Source organism: Sphingomonas telluris, from assembly GCF_022568775.1.
Taxonomy (GTDB): domain Bacteria; phylum Pseudomonadota; class Alphaproteobacteria; order Sphingomonadales; family Sphingomonadaceae; genus Sphingomicrobium; species Sphingomicrobium telluris.
Window position 1 is genome coordinate 1,952,276 of the sequence record NZ_JAKZHW010000001.1, and the last position, 18,115, is coordinate 1,970,390.

Sequence of the window (18,115 nt, forward strand, 5' to 3'; positions counted from 1 at the left end):
CCGGGCTTACTTCGCCGGTCCGTTCTGCTCCGGTGCCGGAGCGGGATGCTCTTCGTAGAAGCGCTGCACGAAGTCCCACGCGGACTGCGCATCCTCGCACCAATGGAAGATTTCGAGGTCGTGCGGCGCAATCACGCCTTCGTCGACCAAAGCCTCGAAATCGACCACGCGCGTCCAGAACTCGCGGCCGAATAAAAGCACGGGCAGCGGCCTGACCTTGCCGGTCTGGATGAGCGTCAGAAGCTCGAAGAATTCGTCGAACGTCCCGAACCCGCCGGGGAACACCGCGACCGCTCGCGCGCGGAGAAGGAAGTGCATCTTCCTCAGCGCGAAATAGTGGAACTGGAAGCTGAGGTCGGGCGTGACGTAGCGGTTCGGCAGCTGCTCGTGCGGAAGCACGATGTTGAGGCCGATCGTCTCCGCTCCCGCCTCGATGGCGCCGCGGTTCGCGGCTTCCATGATCGACGGTCCGCCGCCCGAGCAGACGACGAAGTGGCGCAGCCCTTCTTCGTCGCAGCCGCAATTGCTGGCGAGCACCGCGAGCTCGCGGGCGACCTCATAATAATGCGACTTGGCCTTGAGGCGTTCGGCCACCGCCCGCTGGCGATCGTCGGTCGCACCGGCCACCAGCGCGTCGGCCATCGACGGCTCCGGAATGCGCGCCGAGCCGTAGAAGACGAAGGTCGATCCGATGCCGGCCTCGTTCATCAGCAGCTCGGGCTTCAGCAGCTCGAGCTGGAAGCGGACGGGGCGGAGATCCTCGCGGAGCAGGAACTCATTGTCCTGGAAGGCGAGCTTGTAGGCTCCGCTCTCGGTTTGCGGGCTGGAAGGGACGTGCCGAGCCGCTTTCGCGTCGACTTTGGCTTCCGGGAAAATACGCTTGGGCGGTACGGGCTCGGTCATTGCCGACGGGCCTTAGCTGAGCCCGTCGGCAACCCCAAGCGTTACGCCAGTTCCTGCTGACGCGGTGCGCCCCAGTCGATCCGGCGTGTCCCGTACATCACACCGGCGAGTGCCGCGAAGAGCAGCAGCGAGCCGATCAGCAGCGAGTAAGCCTCGAGGCTGAGCAGGATGTAGAGCACTGCATAAAGCGCGACGAGCAGGCCGCCGATGAACCAGGCGCGCTTCCAGCTTCCGAGGACGGCAGCCGAATAGGCCGTGTTCAATGCGGCTATCGCAGCCGACGCGACGATGTAGGCGGGCGTGAAGCCGATGACTTCTGCGAAAGCCAGCAGCAGGACGAAGAACAGCACGATCGCCGCGCCCATCAGCAAGTACTCGACCGCCGAAACGCGAACGCCGCCGATGACGTCGAACATCAGCAGCGCCAGGAACGTGAAGCCGATGAATAGGAAACCGTACTTCGTGGCACGGTTGACCTGCGAATAGAGGTCGACCGGCTGGATGAGACTGATGCTGGCGACCTGCGGCACGCCCGCATCGCGTGGACCGTCATAAGCCGTCGTCGATGCCGGAGGCACCTTGTCGATGACGTTGCTTTGCCCTGCGTCTGCAGTCGCAACCAGCGACTTGCCTAGCGCGAGGTTGCCGATGCGGTATTCGGCCTTGAAGCCGTTCGCGGCGACCGTTCGCTTCTCGGGAAGGAAGTCGCCGCCGAAGCTCGGGTGGGGCCAGGCGGAACGGACGGTCCAAACCGTTTCGCCGGCTTGCGGGGCCAGCGTCAGCGAGGAATTGCCCCGCAGGCCAAAATCGTAGCGCACGGTGATCGGCCGGCTGGCAAGCTGGGTAGCGTCAACGAACGCAAAGAAGCCGCGACCTCCGCCGCTACCGCCGCCCGGCTGAAGCCTGAGCGGCGCGCTGTTGACGACGACGCTCGGGTTCGCGCCGAGGCCCCGCGCATCGCTCACCCCGAAGCGGAGCTCTGCTCGAGTCAGGTCCATCGATCCGGGCTCGACGCCATGCCGCGCGAGGTCGGGCGGAAAGGCGAAACGCGCTGCTCCCTCGAGCTTCGCATCGTACACAACCGCCTCGTAGATCGACCGCTTCCGCCGTTCCGGAGCGACGGACGTAATGACCGTCGAGACCTCCGGCGAAAGGCTGAGCTCCCGCACCACCTGGCGAGTGCGCGTTACGCTTTGCCCGTTTTCGACCACGGTCTCGGTCGACGTCGCCTTGTACGGAATCACGATGACTGGGCCGGAGATCGCCTGCGGTCCGCCCCACCCTTCCGTGATGGAGGCGGTCGCTTCCTGCGATTGCGTCTGACGGTCGTAGACGAGGAGCCACACCGAAAAAAGCGGGATGACGAGCGCGGCGCCCACCAGGATCGCCAAGAGGAATTTGAACCCCGGCGTACGTGTGCCTTCAGATCGAAACACGAGATTCTCCCTGTTTTCCTTTAGAGGGAGCAGTGTGGCCCAAACGGGGGTGAGCGGCATGAGCGACTTCTGACCTTTCGCTGAAAAGGCCAAACTGCAGTGCGGCGGTCAAGCCCGCGCAGAGCCCGACGAACGGACTTCAGGAATCCAGCAATTGCTTGCGCTGTTCCGGCGTCAGCAGCTCGCAATACTCCGACTTGCCGAACCATCGATAACGGTTCCGGGCGACCAAGTCGTACACCCAGTCACGCAATCCGCGCGGCATGACCCTGAAGCCATTGAGCAGCCGCCACGGCCCGCCGAGCTCGTGGAACAGGCGGAAATATCCGTCGCTCTTGGTCCAACCGCGGCCGTCGACGATCAACAGATAGCTCTCGTCGATCGGCATGCCGTAATGCGCATACAGCGCCCGGCCCACTGCCGACTGCGCCGAGGCGAATGCGATCCGCGCCTTGTTGTCGTGCCGCATCAGGAAGGATGAGCCGCTCGAGCACAGGACGCACACACCGTCAAACAGGAAGAGCGCCCGGCCATCGTCGAAATCCGGAACGTCCGGATCGGAGCGGTAATCGTATGCAGTGCCCTCAAGCAGCGGCATCGGCGCCTTCCACTACGACGGAGATGTCCAGTCCCTTCAGTGCATCGAGATATTCCGGCAAGTCGATGAGGTCGAGGCAGGCCCGTGCTCCGGCAGCAATCTGCTCGCCCGCGGCAATGCGCCGGGCAAGGAGGATTGCGGGAATGCAGGGGATATTCGGCCCATGCACCTGCCGCGCGTCATGAAGATGCGCACGGTTTTCGCGCGGCCATCTGTTCCCTTGCCCTCCAGGACCATGTGGAAACCGCTCTTGTCTGAACCGAGGGGATCGAAAAGGAACGACAGCTTGAGCAGCCGGTCCGCGTAGGGCGAGAGCGACTTCGCGAGGCCCAGCCGCACGCCCCAGCTGAGCAGCCAGGTACCGAAGTGGAGGAGCTTCACTTCGTGACCCGCCACGAAGCGCAAGTCGCGAAGCTCGGGATAGCGCTCGGGAAAAAGGTCGAGGTCGGGAATGTCGCAATAGCCGAACACGCGCAGGCCAAGCTCGGGATAATGGACCCCGTGAAGGCCCTGCCAGCCGAAGACCCGCTCGCGTTTTCCCTCTGCGAGAATGGTAAACGGCTTGCCCACGTAGCTCAGGATCGCGGCAGCGGTTCCCAAACCTCGGTTCGTGGCTTGCGCGGCAGCGATGCCCTAGACCGCGCTCTCGAGTGTCGCGAAGTGCGGCTTGTAATGGTCGATGCAAGCGGCGGTCAGGCAGGGCACGGAACTGGCGCCCGCAATGACTGCGACGCCGGCCGCACGAGCGTCCGCATCAAGCTCCCCGATGTTCGCGACGAACTGCCGGGCGTCCGCGAGATCGCAATAGTGCGCGCCGGCTTCGATCGCGGCGCCGGCGACCCGATAGTCCTGTGATTGAAAGGGTCCGGTCGTATGGATCACGAAGTCCGGACCGATCTCACGCAGCCGTCCGGCGATATCGCCATCAATGTCTAGCGCGCATCCGCTCGCGGGATTCACGGCATTTAGAGAGGCCGCGAATTCATCGGCGCGTGATTGGGATCGCCCGCCGATAAGAAGCGCGATGTTCTCATCTTGGGCAAGCGCACGGGCGATGTATCCCCCGAAATTCCCGTAGCCGCCGATGATGAGAACCCGCTTCACCAGCCCGGCTTGGCGACCATCAGGTAAAAGACGAAATAAAAGTCCGCCGAACGCCGGCCAGCCAAGCGCGAACCAGCGCCGCCGGAGACTCTCGAAACGCGCTTCATAGAACGCGTCACCGGCGACCTTCGCCTCCAGCATCCGGCACATACGGATCTGCAGCCAGACGACGGGCAGCCAGCACAGGCCGGCGAGCAGGTACAGCGCGTAGCTGAGAAGCAGCCAGCGATCCGACCATTCGAACCCCGCCCGCGCGATCATCCATGCGCCGGTCAGTGGTTGCAGCACCACCGCGGGCAGCGTGAAGAAATAGTCCGCCCGGACTGTCGTCCTCGCCGCAAACAGGCGCGCGGCGTCATCCGCGTTACACGACGACCAGAAGAAGAATGCCGTGCCAATGCCCGTCCCGAACAAGTGCAGCGCTTTCACGAGGGCATAGATGCCCACGCCTGGCGTGCCCCTCTAGCTCTGACGGATGAGCGCCGAGCCTCCGGCGGCCTCGCTCAATACACGCGCGCCTTGGGCTTGATGTACGAGATCTCATCGGTGAGCGTGAAGTCGTGGACCGGCCGGTAGTCGATCCTCACGGCGCCACCCTTGCCGCCCCAGCCTTCGAACCATGAAGCGGTGTGCTTCATCCAGTTCTTGTCGTCGCGATCGGGGTAGTCTTCCTGCATGTGCGCGCCGCGGCTTTCCTTGCGGTTCGCCGCGCAGTGCATGGTGACGACGGCCTGCGAGACGAGGTTGTCGAGTTCCAGCGTCTCCACGAGGTCGCTGTTCCAGATGAGGCTGCGGTCGCCGACGCGGATGTCCTCCATCTTCTTGTAGACGGCGTCGATCTTCGCTTGCCCTTCGGCGAGCGTGCGGTTGGTGCGGAACACGGCGCAATCTGCCTGCATCGTGCGCTGCATTTCCAGCCGGATCTCGGCCGTGGGCGTGTTGCCCTGCGCGTTGCGGAAGTGATCTAGCCGAGCGAGCGCCAGATCGGCGGAATCCTTCGGCAGTTCCTTCTGCGGTGCGTTAGCCTTGAGGATTTCGCCGAGGCGCAGGCCCGCTGCACGGCCGAACACCACAAGGTCGATCAGGCTGTTGGAGCCCAGCCGGTTGGCGCCGTGCACCGACACGCATGCCGCTTCGCCGACCGCGAACAGGCCGGGCACGACCGCATCCGGATTGCCGTCGCGAAGCGTCACCACCTCGCCGTGGAAGTTCGTCGGGATGCCGCCCATGTTGTAGTGGACGGTCGGGACCACCGGCACCGGCTGGCGCGTGAGGTCGACCCCCGCGAAGGTCTTGGCAGTCTCCGTGATGCCTGGAAGCCGCTCCGCCAGCACGTTCGGATCGAGGTGATCGAGGTGCAGGAAGATGTGGTCCTTGTTCTCGCCGACGCCCCGGCCCTCGCGGATTTCCATCGCCATCGAGCGCGAGACGACGTCGCGGCTGGCAAGATCCTTCGCGTGTGGCGCGTAGCGCTCCATGAAGCGCTCGCCTTCGGAGTTGGTGAGGTAGCCGCCCTCACCCCGCGCGCCCTCGGTGATCAGCACGCCCGCGCCGTAGATGCCCGTCGGGTGGAACTGCACGAACTCCATGTCCTGCAGCGGAAGGCCGGCGCGCAGCACCATCGCATTGCCGTCACCGGTGCAGGTGTGCGCCGACGTCGCGGAGAAGTACGCACGGCCGTATCCGCCCGTCGCAAGCACGACCGACTGCGCGCGGAAACGGTGGATCGAACCATCGTCCATGCACAGTGCGACGACGCCGCGGCAGGCGCCGTCTTCCATGATCAGGTCGAGCGCAAAATATTCCACGAAGAAGTCGGCGTCGTACTTCAGGCTCTGTTGGTAGAGCGTGTGAAGCATGGCGTGTCCGGTGCGGTCCGCGGCCGCGCAGGTGCGCTGCGCCGCCGGGCCCTCACCCATGTTCTGCGTCATGCCGCCGAAGGCGCGCTGGTAGATCTTGCCTTCCTTGGTGCGGCTGAACGGCATGCCGGCATGTTCGAGCTCAATCACTGCAGCAGGCGCTTCGCGACAAAGGTATTCGATCGCGTCCTGGTCGCCGAGCCAGTCCGACCCCTTCACGGTGTCGTACATGTGCCAGGTCCAGTGGTCCGGGCCCATGTTGCCGAGGCTCGCAGCGATCCCGCCCTGCGCCGCGACCGTATGGCTGCGCGTCGGGAAAACTTTCGTGATGCAGGCGGTCTTCAGCCCCTGGTTCGCCGCGCCCATGGTCGTCCGGAGACCCGCACCGCCGGCGCCCACGACGACGACGTCATAGGTGTGGTCGATAATCTTGTAGGCGCTCAAGCTGCGCCTCCGAATGCGATCTTGCCGAGCGCGAACAGCGCCAGCGCCGCGCCGCCGACCGCAAGGAACAGCAGCAGCGTATTCAACGCGAAATTGTTGCCGGGCTCATGGACGTAATCGTCGACGACTACCTTCAGCCCATCGAGGCCATGGTAGAAGGACGTGACCACGAACAGCGCCATCGGCACGGCGCCCCACGGCGTCTGCAGCCACTCGCGGACCGTTGCAGAGTCCAGCGTCGGCAGGAACAGCAGCGACGCGATCAGCCACACACCGAGGAAAAGCAGCGCGACGCTGCTGACCCGCTCGCCGATCCAGTGCTCGCCGCCTTCGCGCGCGGAGCCGAGGCCGCGGACGCGCTTCAGCTCCGTCGAGCTGTTACCGACGCTCATTTCACGCCTCCCAGAAGGTAGAACCAGAGCGCCGCGGTTAGAATGACCGATCCCACGATCGTTGCGATTGCCGACGTTCTGTTCACGCCAAGCTCGAACGCCTCACCCGTGTCCATGAACAGGTGGCGGATGCCCGAAAGCAGATGCTGGAAAAACGCCCAAGTGAGCCCGATCAGGACGACCAACCCGAGCCAGTGCGTCGCTGCACTGTTGAAGGTGGCATAGCCTTCGCGGTCGCCGGCGAGCGCCAGCAGCCACCAGGTCAGGACAGCGAGACCGGCAACGGCCAGTGCGCCGCCGGTAATGCGGTGGAGGATGGAAACTGTCATCCCCGGTCCCCAGCGCCAGACACTGAGGTGCGGCGACAGCGGTCGCGCGCGTTGTTCGGCCATGCGGCATCCCTTTTCGATTGCGCTGCCCGCTTAAGCGCCGGTTCGCCCCGAACGCAAGATTTGCGAAGTCCGGCGGCCGCCTAACTCGCCCTTAACCATTGTCGGCGCATGTCGGCCTCAACAGTCGATCTCGGGAATTCGGAGACTATTGGGCATGAACGGCGACAACGGACATCTGCAGCGCCTGTCGGACGAGCAGGTGTCGATCCGCTTGAAGGCATATTCGGACGGTGGCCGCCTGCAGGAGAGCATGCGTTGGCTCTGGGACCAGGCCGGCGACATCATCGAAGAGACCGTTCAGAAGCATTTCGGGGAGCGCGTCGCCAAGCTCAACCGCGACCACTTCACCAAGCCCGTGAACGATAGCTGGGTCCGCGCGACCGCCGAGCAGGGCGTGATCATGTATTCGGGCAAGCTCAGCGTTCCGGAATTCATCGCCGCGCACTGCAACATGGCCCGCGACGTCATCCGCCAGTTCGAAAGCCGATTCGAGGGTCGCACCGAGGAGAAGCTGTCGGCGATCGACAACTTCAACCGCGCCCTGGCCTATGCCGAGGACATCATCCTCGCCCAGATTTCCGTGCTGGAAGCGAATGCTGCCGCCGATGCGAGGGGCCGGCAGAGCGAGCAGTTCGAGCGCCGCGTCGGCGAGCTGGTCCGCGCCAGCACCGATCAGTCCAAGACGCTGACCGACCGCACCCGTGCGACCGCTTCGTCGACCCGCGGCATGCTGGGGAAGACCAGCGAAGTTGCGGCCGCCGCCGAGCAATCGGCCGTCGCCATGCGTGAAGCCGCCCAAACGGCTGCCGGCCTGATCCGCGCCATCGAGGACGCCCGCTCGGAGGTCGAGGTCGCTGCCGACGTCGCCACCCGCGCCGGGGACCAGGCGAGCCAGGCCGTGAAGGTCAGCCAGGCCCTGTCGAGCCACGTCGAAGCGATCGAATCGATCCTCAGCCTCATCCGCGACATCGCTGGCCAGACAAACCTGCTCGCACTCAACGCCACGATCGAGGCGGCGCGCGCTGGCGACGCCGGCCGCGGCTTCGCGGTCGTCGCGCAGGAGGTGAAGAGCCTCGCTTCGCAGACTGCGCGAGCGACCGACGACATTACCGCCAAGATCACGGCCATCCAGCAGGCGACCAAGCAGACCGTGGACGCCAACGGCTCGATCCAGACGACCGTCGAGGAGGTTCAGTCCTCCGCCGACCGCATCCGCCAGGCGATGGAGCTTCAAGCGCAGACGGTGACGATGATCACCGCCGCCGTGGACGAAACCGCGCTGGCCGCCGACTCGATGAGCTCGACCATCGCCGCGATCCGCAGCGACACCGAGAACGTCGCCAAGGACATTGACCAGGTCGAACAGGGCTTCGGCCGCTTCGCCGAACAGATCGGCGAGTTCGCGTCCAAGACGAAGGACTTCGTCTCCAGCGTCGCGGCCTGACTTCCCCCGCCGTTCGGGCGGGGCTAGTCGAGAGCCATGAACATCCTCCTTACCGGCGCGAGCCGCGGCATCGGCGCGGCAACCTTCGACCTGCTCAGGTCACGCGGGCATAATGTTGTCGGCCACTCCACCAAGGGCGGCAACGGCCTTATCGCGGGCGACCTGATGGATCCCGGCGCGCCTTCCGCGATCTGGGAAGAGGCCCTGGTACGGCTCGACGGCCGCATCGACGCGTTGGTGAACAATGCCGGCATCTTCGAAGCCGCCGACATCGCCGGCACCGAGGAAGAGTGGCAAGCGAGCTGGCGTCGCACGATGCAAATCAACCTGCATGCTCCGGCCGACCTGTGCCGCCATGCCGTGAACCACTTTCGCCACTCAGGCGGCGGGCGAATCGTCAATGTCGCTAGCCGTGCGTCGTGGCGCGGGGACAGCCCGCTGCACTGGCACTATGCCGCGTCCAAGTCGGGCATGATCGGCATGACCAAGTCGATCGCGCGCGCCTATGCGGCCGACGGCGTGCTCGCCTTCGCCGTGGCTCCCGGATTCACCGTGTCCGAAATGACTGAGGAATATCTGCAGGGCCGCGGAGGCGCGCAGGTCGTGGCCGACATCCCGCTCGGCCGTGTCGCTTCGACGGATGAAGTCGCCGAGGTCATCCGCTGGCTGGCGACGGAAGCCCCCGCATCCTCGACGGGCACCACGGTGGACGTGAACGGCGCGAGCTATGTTCGCTAGCCTGCTTGCGCTGGCGCTGGCCGGTTCGGGCCAGCCGATCACGATTCCCCTCGGCAAGACTCCGCCGCATGTTGAGGCGCCGAGAGCGCCGATGCAGACCGCCGGACCTGCTTGGGCGCTGGCCTGCAAGGACTCCGACGATTGGGAACGGCCCGCGCCGCCCGTCCGAATCCACGCGAACACCTACATGGTCGGGACCTGCGGGATCACGTCGATCCTGATCACCGGAACGGACGGCGACATCCTGATCGACGGGGGGACCGAAGCCGATGCGGACATCATCGCCAACAACATCCAGAACCTCGGCTTCAAGCTATCGGACGTGCGGATCATCCTGCACAGCCACGAGCATTTCGACCATGTCGGCGGCATTGCGCGGCTCCAGCAGCTGAGCGGCGCGCAGCTCTACGCTTCACCCGAAGCGGCGAAAGTCTTCGAGACCGGCACGGCCGGCATCGGCGATCCGCAGGCGGGCATGCACAAGCCGTTTCCCACGGCGCACGTCGATCGCATCATCCACGACGGCCAGCCCGTGCGCCTGGGCAATCTCTACCTGACGCCGATGACGACGCCCGGGCATACGTCCGGCGCGCTCAGCTGGCACTGGGTCGCCTGCGACGGCGGCGTGTGCCGAACGATCGTCTATGCCGACAGTCTGACGCCGGTCAGCCGGGACGACTATCGCTTCTCGGAACATCCGGCCTATGTTGCCGCGTACCGCGCGTCGCTGGCCAAGGTTCGCAAGGAGGATTGCGAGATCCTGCTGACGCCGCATCCGTCCGCCAGCAACATGCGCGACCGCTTCGTCGGGCTTGCCCCGCTGGAAGACGAGAATGCGTGCCGCGACTATGCCGACAAGATGAGCAAGGCGCTGGACGAGCGGCTCGCCAAGGAAGCGGCGAAGAAGTGAGCTGGCGCGTCACCGTCCCCTGCACGCGCGCCCAGGGCGAAGCGATTGCACAGACTGAGGACCTATTGCCGGAGGCCGACAACTCGCCGGTTGTGGTCGCCGACGAGCCGGACCCCGACAAGCCGGACGATTGGGTGCTTCACGCTTATTTCGACCACGCGCCGTCGGAGGCCGAAGTCGCGCGGCTCCGTGAGCTCGGGTGGGGCGATCCGCAGGTCGAGGAGCTTCCCGAAACGGACTGGGTGACGAAGAGCCAGCAAGGCCTTTCGCCTCTCCGTGCCGGCCGCTTCTTCGTCCACACGCCGATGCATTATTCGGACCGGCCTGAAACCACGATCAACTTCGAGATCGACGCCGGCCTGGCGTTCGGAACCGGCCAGCACGCGACTACCTCCGGCTGCCTGGAAGCGCTCGACAAGCTGGAACGCAGAGGTGCGCGGTTCGCCAACGTCGCTGACATCGGCACCGGCACGGGCTTGCTCGCGTTCGCGGCGATGGCGCTTTGGCCGGACGCGCGCAGCATTGCGACCGACATCGACCCGATCGCCGTCGACGTCGCCCGCGACAATGCCGCGATCAACGGCGTGAAGCTTGGCCATGGCAAGGGAGAGCTGTTGCTCGCGGTCGCGGACGGAATGGGCTCGCCGATGCTGACCGCGCGAGCGCCGTTCGACCTGCTCATCGCAAACATCCTCGCGGGCCCACTGATCGAGCTGGCGGCGGATTTCACGAAGGCGCTGACGCCGGATGGCACCATCATTCTCGCCGGCCTGCTCAACACGCAGGCCGATGCTGTCGCCCAAGCCTACGAAGCGCGCGGCCTGACACTGCGCGAACGCGGCCATGGCGAATGGCCCGTGCTGGTTCTGGAGGCCGCCGCCTAGGGTTTTCGCTTGCCACCCAAAACAGCCGCTGCAATCAGTTCGGCCCCGTTCCCGGCCGAGACCTTCCATCCATGCTGATCACGATCGCAGCTTTCCTCGCGACGCAGGCTGTTGCCGCAACTCCAGCCGCCGCCGAGCCGCCCAAGGCCGAAGCTCAGACACCTGCGGCAGCAAGCGCGGCCAAGGCGAAGTCCGAACCGAAGGAACCGACAAAGCCGATCTTCACGCCGAACGAGGTGAAATCCACCGGCTCGGCCACGGTCGGCGGACGGCGCATCGCCTATCAGGCGATGGCAGGAACCCTGGTCGTCCACGCGAAGGACTGGGACGACACCGAAGCGCTGGAAGACGCAGCCACACCGGACAAGAAGAAGGACGACGAGGACGACAAGCCCAAGGCCGAAGCGTCCATGTTCTATACGGCCTATTTCAAGAACGGTGCTCCCGCCGCGAACCGGCCGATTACCTTCCTGTTCAACGGCGGCCCGGGTTCATCGACGGTGTGGCTGCACATGGGCGCTTTCGGCCCGCGGCGGGTTGTCACCGCCGAGCAGCGGCACACGCCGGCGGCGCCCTACACCGTCGTCAACAACGACCAGAGCCTTCTGGACGCGAGCGACCTCGTCTTCATCGATGCGCCGGGAACCGGCTTCAGCCGTGTCGCCGGCAAGGACAAGGAAAAGTCGTTCTACGGCGTCGATCAGGATATCGACGCCTTCACCCAGTTCATCACGCAATTCCTGTCGAAATACGGCCGCTGGAACTCGCCCAAATATGTGTTCGGAGAGAGCTACGGCACCATGCGCGGAGCGGGCCTCGCGCTGGCGCTGCAGAACAAGGACGTCGACCTCAACGGCCTCATCCTGCTGTCGGACATCCTCAACTGGGACCTTCTACCCGACGATCCGCAGATCAATCCCGGCATCGACCTGCCGTACGTAGTCGCGCTGCCGACTTACGCCGCAACGGCCTGGTACCATAACCGCGTCGGGAACCGCCCGGCCGACCTGCAGACCTTCCTCGCGGAAGTTGAGGCCTTCGCGACCGGCGAATATGCCCAGGCCTTGATCAAGGGGAACGACCTGGGCGCCGACGAGCGCCAGCGCGTCGCCGCCAAGCTGGCGACCTATACGGGCCTGCCGGTCGCCTATCTGCTTAAGACGAACCTGCGTATCGAATATGGCGCGTTCCAGAAGGAACTGATGACTGAGCAGGATACGACCGTCGGGACGCTCGACACGCGCTTCGTCGGCGTGACGCTCGATCCGTTGAGCAAGGTTGCAAGCTACGATCCGCAAAGCGCGGCAATCAGTGCGGCCTATGTCGCCGCGTTCAACGATTATGCGCGCGGCACGCTGCGCTACGGCGAGGGAACGGAGTTCAAGTCCGGCATCCCGATCTATTCGAAGTGGGACTACAAGCATCAGCCGCCGACCGCCGACAAGCCGCTGATCGCTCTGCCGAACGTGCTTCCCGACCTGGCGGTGGCGATGAAGACCAATCCGGACCTGAAGGTCATGGTCAACGGCGGCTACTACGACGTTTCGACGCCCTACTTCGCCGGCAAGTTCGAGATGCGGCACCTGCCGGTCCCGGCGAACATCCTGAGCAACGTCGAGTATCATTACTACGAGTCCGGCCACATGGTTTATGCACACCAGCCGTCGCTGGTTGCGATCCACGACAATGTCGCGGACTTCATTCGGCGGACGTCGGGTGCTCGGTAGTATGAGAGATGGCCGGGCTCTCGTCGCGGCGGGCGCGGTCCTAGGCGGCGTGGCGATCATGCTGGGCGCGTTCGGCGTTCATGCGCTGAAGTCGCGGCTCGGCCCCGAGGAGCTCGGCTGGTGGCAGACGGGCGTGCAGTACCAGATGTGGCACGCCCTCATCATCACGGCGCTTGGCCTTTCCGGAGCACGCTGGGCAAGACTACCGGCGTGGATGTTCACCTTCGGCGCACTGATCTTCGCCGGAACGCTCTACGCCATGGCACTGGGCGGGCCGCGCTGGCTCGGAGCGGTCACGCCCTTGGGCGGACTGTCGTTGATCGCCGGATGGGTTCTGCTCGCGTGGCGAGCCCTCGCACACCGCGACTAGGCGTCAGCGACGATCTGCGCCCATTCCGCTTCGTTGACCACGCGGATGCCGAGCTCTTCGGCCTTCTTGAGTTTGGAGCCAGCGCCGGGACCCGCCACGACAAGGTCCGTCTTCGCGCTCACGGAGCCTGCCGCCCGCGCGCCCAGCCGTTCGGCCTGAGCCTTCGCCTCATCGCGGCTCATGGTCTCCAGGCTGCCGGTGAAAACGATCGTCTTTCCGGTCCACTCGGTCTGCTTTGCGTCGCTGACGAACGGCTTCGGACGAACCTCCGATAGCAGGTCGTCCAGGACCTCCCGGTTGTGCTCCTCATGGAAGAAATCGACGAGCGCTTCGGCGACTACCGGGCCCACGCCCTGAACCGATGACAGCTCGCTCTCGCCGCCTTCGGACATCGCCGCGCGACGGAGTTCCTCGATGGTGCCGAAGCATTTGAGCAGGTCGCGCGCTGTAACGATGCCGACGTGCCGAATGCCGAGGCCGAACAGGAACCGCGGTCCATCCGGCTCGCGCTTGGCCTCGATCGACGCGAGCAGATTGTCGACCGACTTATCCTTCCACCCCTCGCGGCCGATCAGCTGTTCACGGTGATTCCGAAGCCGGAAGATGTCCGCCGGCGAATGCAGCCAGTCGAGCTCGATGAACTCCGCGATCGACTTCTCGCCCAGGCCCTCGATGTCGAGTGCGCCACGCGAGACGAAGTGCCGCAACCGTTCGAAGCGCTGCGCCGGACAGATGAGGCCGCCGGTGCAGCGCACGTCGACCTCGCCCTCTTCCGCGACGGCTTCCGAATTGCACATCGGGCAGTGGTCGGGGAATTCGTAGGGGGGCCGTGGTTCGTCGCGCGTCAGGTTCTCGACGACCTGCGGGATCACGTCTCCGGCGCGCTGGATGCGCACACGGTCCCCAACGCGCAGGCCAAGCCGCTCGATCTCGTCCCGATTGTGGAGCGTGACGTTGGCTACAATGACGCCGCCCACCCCTACGGGCTTCAGGCGTCCTACGGGCGTCAGCTTGCCGGTGCGGCCAACCTGGATGTCGATCGCTTCGAGCGTGGTCTCGGCCTTCTCCGCCGGGAACTTGTGGGCGAGTCCCCAGCGCGGTGCGCGCGCGACGAAGCCGAGCCGCTCCTGCAGGTCGAGTCGGTCGACCTTGTAAACGACGCCGTCGATGTCGAACGGCAGGTCGGCCCGCGCATGCTCGATGGCGCGGTAATGAGCGATCATGGCCGACAAGTCGTCGCAGCGGACGAGCAGCTCGCTGACTGGAATACCGAAGCCCTCGATCCGCTTCATCGCCTCGAACTGGCTGTCCGCGAGCGGCTCGGAGATTTCGCCCCAGCCGTGGGCGAGGAACCGTAGCGGGCGTGCGGCTGTGATGCTGGGGTCCTTCTGCCTGAGCGAGCCGGCGGCGGCGTTCCGCGGGTTGGCGAAAATCTTGCCCCCGGCCGCTTCCTGCCGGTCGTTCAAGGCCTCGAAGTCTGCCTTGGACATGTAGACCTCGCCGCGCACTTCTAGCACGGCAGGCGCTTCAGCGATCTGCTGCGGAATGTCGCCAATGGTCCGGACGTTCGCGGTTACGTCCTCGCCGACCGCGCCGTCGCCGCGGGTCGCCGCCAGCACCAGCTGGCCGCCCTCGTACCGCAGAGAGCAACTCAATCCGTCGATCTTGGGCTCCGCCGTCATGGCGACGAACGCGTCCACGGGCAGGTTGAGGAAGCGCTTGATGCGCCCGACGAACTCCGCGACCTCCTCTTCCGAGAAGGCGTTGTCGAGGCTGAGCATCGGCCGCGCATGCGCGACCTTGGCGAGGCCCGTCGTCGGTGCCGCACCCAAGCGCCTGGACGGAGAGTCCGCACGGACGAGCTGCGGGAAGCGTTCCTCCAGCTCGCGATTCTCGTGGACCAAGGCATCATAGTCGGCGTCGGAAATCTCCGGCGCGTCCTGGTCGTGATAGAGACGGTCGTGGCGCGCGATCTCCTTCGCGAGCCGCATCAGCCGGTTGGCGGCTTCCGCCTCGCCGATCGTATCAGCCATGCTCGGCGAACAATTCCTCGAGCAGGTTGATGAAGCTCGTCCACGACCTCTCGGCGGCGAGCGCGTTGTAGCGGACACCCTCGATGCCGAGCTGGTCGGCGTTCGGATTGGTGAAGCCGTGGCCGACGTGGCCGTAGGCGTGGATCTGCCAGTCGGAACCTGCCTCGGTCAGTTCCTTGCCGAGAGCGACGACCGCTTCGGGTGGCACCATCGGATCGTCCCAGCCGTGGAAGGCGCAAACCTTGGCCTTGATCTTCTCGGGCGGAAGGCCCGGCGGGTCGAACAGGCCGTGGAAGCTGACCGCAGCCGCGATATCCGCGCCGCTGCGGGCGACATCGAGCGCGCACTGGCCGCCGAAGCAATAGCCGGCGACCACGATCGCGTTGGTCTCGACTTCCTTGAGGCCGCGGACCTGCTTCAGCACGGCGAGCAGTCGGCGGCGGAGAGCGGCGCGATCGCCGCGCAGCCGCGTCATCTCGCCGAACATCGTATCGCGCGGAGCGCCGTGGAATTTCTTGCCGAACAGATCGGCCACGAAGGCATTGTAGCCGAGTTCGACCAGCTGCTTGCCGAAGCCGATCTCAAGCTCTGAAACGCCCATGACGGTCGGGATGAGAATGACCGTGGGCCGGGTTTGGCCATCCCGGCGGCCGACGAAAACGGCCTCCAGCTCCTCGCCTTCGAACTCCAGCGGGATTGGTGTCTGCTTGCTCACTCGACCTCCTTTGCCATCTCCGCGAGTTTGGCGACCGTATTCATGTTACGTGCGGTACCGCCGGCGGCAGCGGGAATCCGCAGCTTCGACCGGGCCATGCCGCTTGGGTAGTGCACATAAATCTCGCGAGCGCCGAGCGCCATGCGTTCGTCGTCGATTCCGCGCGCATTTTCGATCGCATCCTTCGGCGGCGCCTTGTCGAGAAAAATTGCCGCGACCGTCGACGCCTTCTGATCCGCGAAGGGGTTCGCGCGGGCAACAGCGGCCATCTCGGCGGCAGTGCGGACCAGCACGGGAACCTCCGCGCTCATGTGCTCGCCCAAGCACTGCTCCAACAATTTGGTGACGGCGCTCTCGCTCAGGTCGCTCGCGAAGATGAGATTCCCGCTGGCGATGAAGGTTTTTGCCTTGTTCAGCCCGGCCTTTTCGGCAATCGCCTTGAGGTCGGACATCACCAGTTTCCGGCCCCCCACGTTCACGGCTCGCAACAACGCGACGTAGGCGGTCATGCCGCTTCCAGCAGTCTCGCCGCCTGCGCCCGGGCCTCGTCAGTGACCGCTGCGCCAGACAACATGCGCGCAATTTCCTCGCGCCGCTCGTCCGCAGTGAGCCGCCGCACGGTGGTACGCGTGCCGTGCGGGCCGTGCACCTTCTCGATGCGAAAGTGGTGCGCCGCGCGGGCCGCGACCTGCGGCGAGTGGGTAACGACCAGCACCTGCGACTGCTTGGCGAGCCGGGCCAGGCGCTCGCCGATGGCGCTGGCGACGGCGCCGCCAACTCCTCGGTCGATCTCGTCGAAGATCATCGTTCCCGCGCTCCCCGCCTCGGCCAGCGCGACTTTCAAAGCGAGGATGAAGCGCGACGTCTCGCCGCCGCTGGCAATGCGCGTCAGCGGTCCGAACGGCGCGCCCGGATTGGTCGAGACTTCGAACTCGACGCGGTCCGTGCCCGCCGGGCCTGGTTCCGCTTCCACGATCGCCGTACGGAAGCGCGCCGCATCGAGCTTCAACGGATGAAGCTCTGTTGCGACCGCTGCATCCAGTCGCGCGGCGGCGGCGCGGCGCCTGGCGCCAAGGTCCGTTGCAAGCTCCGAATAGCGCAGCCGCGCCTGCTCCAGCTCGCGATCCAGCAACGCGATCTGCTCGCCGCCTGCTTCGATATCCGACAGCTGTGCGCGCATCCGATCCGCCAGCTCAGCCAAGGCATCCGGTTCGACGCGGTGCTTGCGCGCAAGGCCGCGAATGTCGAACAGGCGCGCCTCCGACGCTTCTAGCCGTGCAGGGTCGAACGTCAGTGCGTCTGCGGCTCGGGCGATCTTGTCTTCCGCATCGCTCGCTTCGATCAGCGCGCGGTCGAGGGCGGCCAAAGCTTCTGCGAGCAGTGGATGGTCGGCCGCTCCGCGCTCGATCCTCCGGGCCGCAAGCCGAAGCTGCGCCAGCGCACCGTCGGAACCGCCGAGCAGCTCGTCGAGGCCTGTCAGAGCCTCGCCGGCCTTGAGCCCTGCCTGCATCGCCGCCCGCTCCTCTGCAAGCTTCGTCTCCTCACCCGCCTCAGGCGCGAGTGCGTCGATCTCTGAAAGCGAATGCGCGAGATAGTCGCGGTCGCGCTCCGCTGCGGCCAGCTCGGCGCGGGCGGTCGCCAGCTCTCCCTCGATGCGAGTGACCTCTTCCCAGGCCGCTGCAACGGCAGCGACATCGAGGCGTCCGAAGACGTCCAGAAGCGCCCGATGCCCGCGGGGGTTGAGCAGGCCGCGATCGTCATGCTGGCCGTGGATTTCGACCGCGAGCGCGCCGATGTCGCGGAGCAGGCCAGCCGAGACCGCGGCAGCGCCGATGAAAGCGCGGCTCCCGCCATCCGCCTTGAGCGTGCGCCGAATGATCAACGGCTCACCGCTGTCGACTTCGATGCCCTGTTCGCTGAGCAGCACTTGCGCCGGATGATCGGAGGAAAGCTCGATCTCCGCCGAAACGGACGCGGCATCCTCGCCGCTCCGCACCAGGCCGGCATCCGCGCGCGCTCCAAGTGCGAGCCCCAGCGAATCGAGCAGGATCGACTTGCCCGCGCCGGTCTCGCCCGTGAGGACGCCGAGCCCGGCATCGAACTCGAGTTCGAGCTGGTCGACCAGCACGACATTACGGATTGCGAGCTGCCTCAGCATGCCCGCTG

The 18,115-nt window shown here is 65.6% G+C and carries 18 protein-coding genes; 6 read left to right on the forward strand and 12 right to left on the reverse strand.

Features of this window, described 5'->3' with window-relative positions; genetic code table 11:
* Positions 1-6: 6 nt before the first annotated feature.
* From LZ016_RS09845 to sdhC, 8 genes are all read right to left on the reverse strand, one after another.
* Entirely contained in the window at positions 7-903 is an 897-nt protein-coding gene (locus LZ016_RS09845; RefSeq protein ID WP_241447199.1) for an LOG family protein, read from the reverse strand.
* 41 nt (positions 904-944) lie between these two features.
* Entirely contained in the window at positions 945-2,339 is a 1,395-nt protein-coding gene (gene creD, locus LZ016_RS09850) for a cell envelope integrity protein CreD (RefSeq protein ID WP_241447200.1), read from the reverse strand.
* A gap of 139 nt (positions 2,340-2,478) precedes the next feature.
* A complete protein-coding gene (locus tag LZ016_RS09855) occupies positions 2,479-2,937 on the reverse strand; it encodes a thiol-disulfide oxidoreductase DCC family protein (protein ID WP_241447201.1) in 459 nt (152 codons plus the stop codon).
* Between the two features lie 36 nt (positions 2,938-2,973).
* A complete protein-coding gene (locus LZ016_RS09860; RefSeq protein WP_241447202.1) occupies positions 2,974-3,537 on the reverse strand; it encodes a hypothetical protein in 564 nt (187 codons plus the stop codon).
* A gap of 33 nt (positions 3,538-3,570) precedes the next feature.
* A complete protein-coding gene (locus LZ016_RS09865) occupies positions 3,571-4,488 on the reverse strand; it encodes a DUF2269 family protein (protein ID WP_241447203.1) in 918 nt (305 codons plus the stop codon).
* Positions 4,489-4,544: 56 nt separating this feature from the next.
* Positions 4,545-6,344: a succinate dehydrogenase flavoprotein subunit gene (sdhA, locus tag LZ016_RS09870; protein WP_241447204.1), complete on the reverse strand. Its 1,800-nt coding sequence runs from the start codon at positions 6,342-6,344 to the stop codon at positions 4,545-4,547.
* Positions 6,341-6,736 (reverse strand): succinate dehydrogenase, hydrophobic membrane anchor protein, encoded by a 396-nt coding sequence (gene sdhD, locus LZ016_RS09875; RefSeq protein WP_241447205.1) that lies wholly within the window; start codon positions 6,734-6,736, stop codon positions 6,341-6,343. The genes sdhA and sdhD overlap by 4 nt, the downstream gene beginning before the upstream one ends.
* Positions 6,733-7,128, reverse strand: a complete 396-nt coding sequence (sdhC, locus tag LZ016_RS09880) for a succinate dehydrogenase, cytochrome b556 subunit (protein ID WP_241447206.1) — start codon at positions 7,126-7,128, stop codon at positions 6,733-6,735. Before sdhC ends, sdhD begins: the two co-directional genes overlap by 4 nt.
* Before the next feature lie 154 nt (positions 7,129-7,282).
* Here sdhC and LZ016_RS09885 point away from each other — a divergent pair, with 154 nt between their 5' ends.
* From LZ016_RS09885 to LZ016_RS09910, 6 genes are all read left to right on the forward strand, one after another.
* Entirely contained in the window at positions 7,283-8,572 is a 1,290-nt protein-coding gene (locus tag LZ016_RS09885; protein ID WP_241447207.1) for a methyl-accepting chemotaxis protein, read from the forward strand.
* 36 nt (positions 8,573-8,608) lie between these two features.
* Positions 8,609-9,310, forward strand: a complete 702-nt coding sequence (locus LZ016_RS09890) for an SDR family NAD(P)-dependent oxidoreductase (protein WP_241447208.1) — start codon at positions 8,609-8,611, stop codon at positions 9,308-9,310.
* Positions 9,300-10,220, forward strand: a complete 921-nt coding sequence (gene bla, locus LZ016_RS09895; protein ID WP_241447209.1) for a subclass B3 metallo-beta-lactamase — start codon at positions 9,300-9,302, stop codon at positions 10,218-10,220. The genes LZ016_RS09890 and bla overlap by 11 nt, the downstream gene beginning before the upstream one ends.
* Positions 10,217-11,104: a 50S ribosomal protein L11 methyltransferase gene (locus LZ016_RS09900; RefSeq protein WP_241447210.1), complete on the forward strand. Its 888-nt coding sequence runs from the start codon at positions 10,217-10,219 to the stop codon at positions 11,102-11,104. Before bla ends, LZ016_RS09900 begins: the two co-directional genes overlap by 4 nt.
* A gap of 71 nt (positions 11,105-11,175) precedes the next feature.
* Positions 11,176-12,831, forward strand: a complete 1,656-nt coding sequence (locus LZ016_RS09905; RefSeq protein ID WP_241447211.1) for a S10 family peptidase — start codon at positions 11,176-11,178, stop codon at positions 12,829-12,831.
* A gap of 1 nt (position 12,832) precedes the next feature.
* Positions 12,833-13,201 carry a DUF423 domain-containing protein gene (locus LZ016_RS09910; RefSeq protein ID WP_241447212.1) on the forward strand — a complete coding sequence of 123 codons (369 nt, stop codon included), beginning with the start codon at positions 12,833-12,835 and terminating at the stop codon, positions 13,199-13,201.
* Here LZ016_RS09910 and ligA read toward each other — a convergent pair.
* The 4 genes from ligA to recN are packed head-to-tail and all read right to left on the reverse strand — an operon-like array spanning position 13,198 to position 18,107.
* Positions 13,198-15,234, reverse strand: a complete 2,037-nt coding sequence (gene ligA, locus LZ016_RS09915; protein WP_241447213.1) for an NAD-dependent DNA ligase LigA — start codon at positions 15,232-15,234, stop codon at positions 13,198-13,200. The genes LZ016_RS09910 and ligA overlap by 4 nt on opposite strands.
* On the reverse strand, positions 15,227-15,949 hold the full coding sequence (locus tag LZ016_RS09920; RefSeq protein ID WP_241447214.1) for a dienelactone hydrolase family protein: 723 nt from the start codon (positions 15,947-15,949) through the stop codon (positions 15,227-15,229). The genes ligA and LZ016_RS09920 overlap by 8 nt, the downstream gene beginning before the upstream one ends.
* Entirely contained in the window at positions 15,946-16,458 is a 513-nt protein-coding gene (locus LZ016_RS09925; protein WP_241447215.1) for a DUF1697 domain-containing protein, read from the reverse strand. The genes LZ016_RS09920 and LZ016_RS09925 overlap by 4 nt, the downstream gene beginning before the upstream one ends.
* Positions 16,455-18,107, reverse strand: coding sequence for a DNA repair protein RecN (recN, locus tag LZ016_RS09930; protein WP_241447216.1), 1,653 nt, complete (start codon positions 18,105-18,107; stop codon positions 16,455-16,457). Before recN ends, LZ016_RS09925 begins: the two co-directional genes overlap by 4 nt.
* Positions 18,108-18,115: the final 8 nt, after the last annotated feature.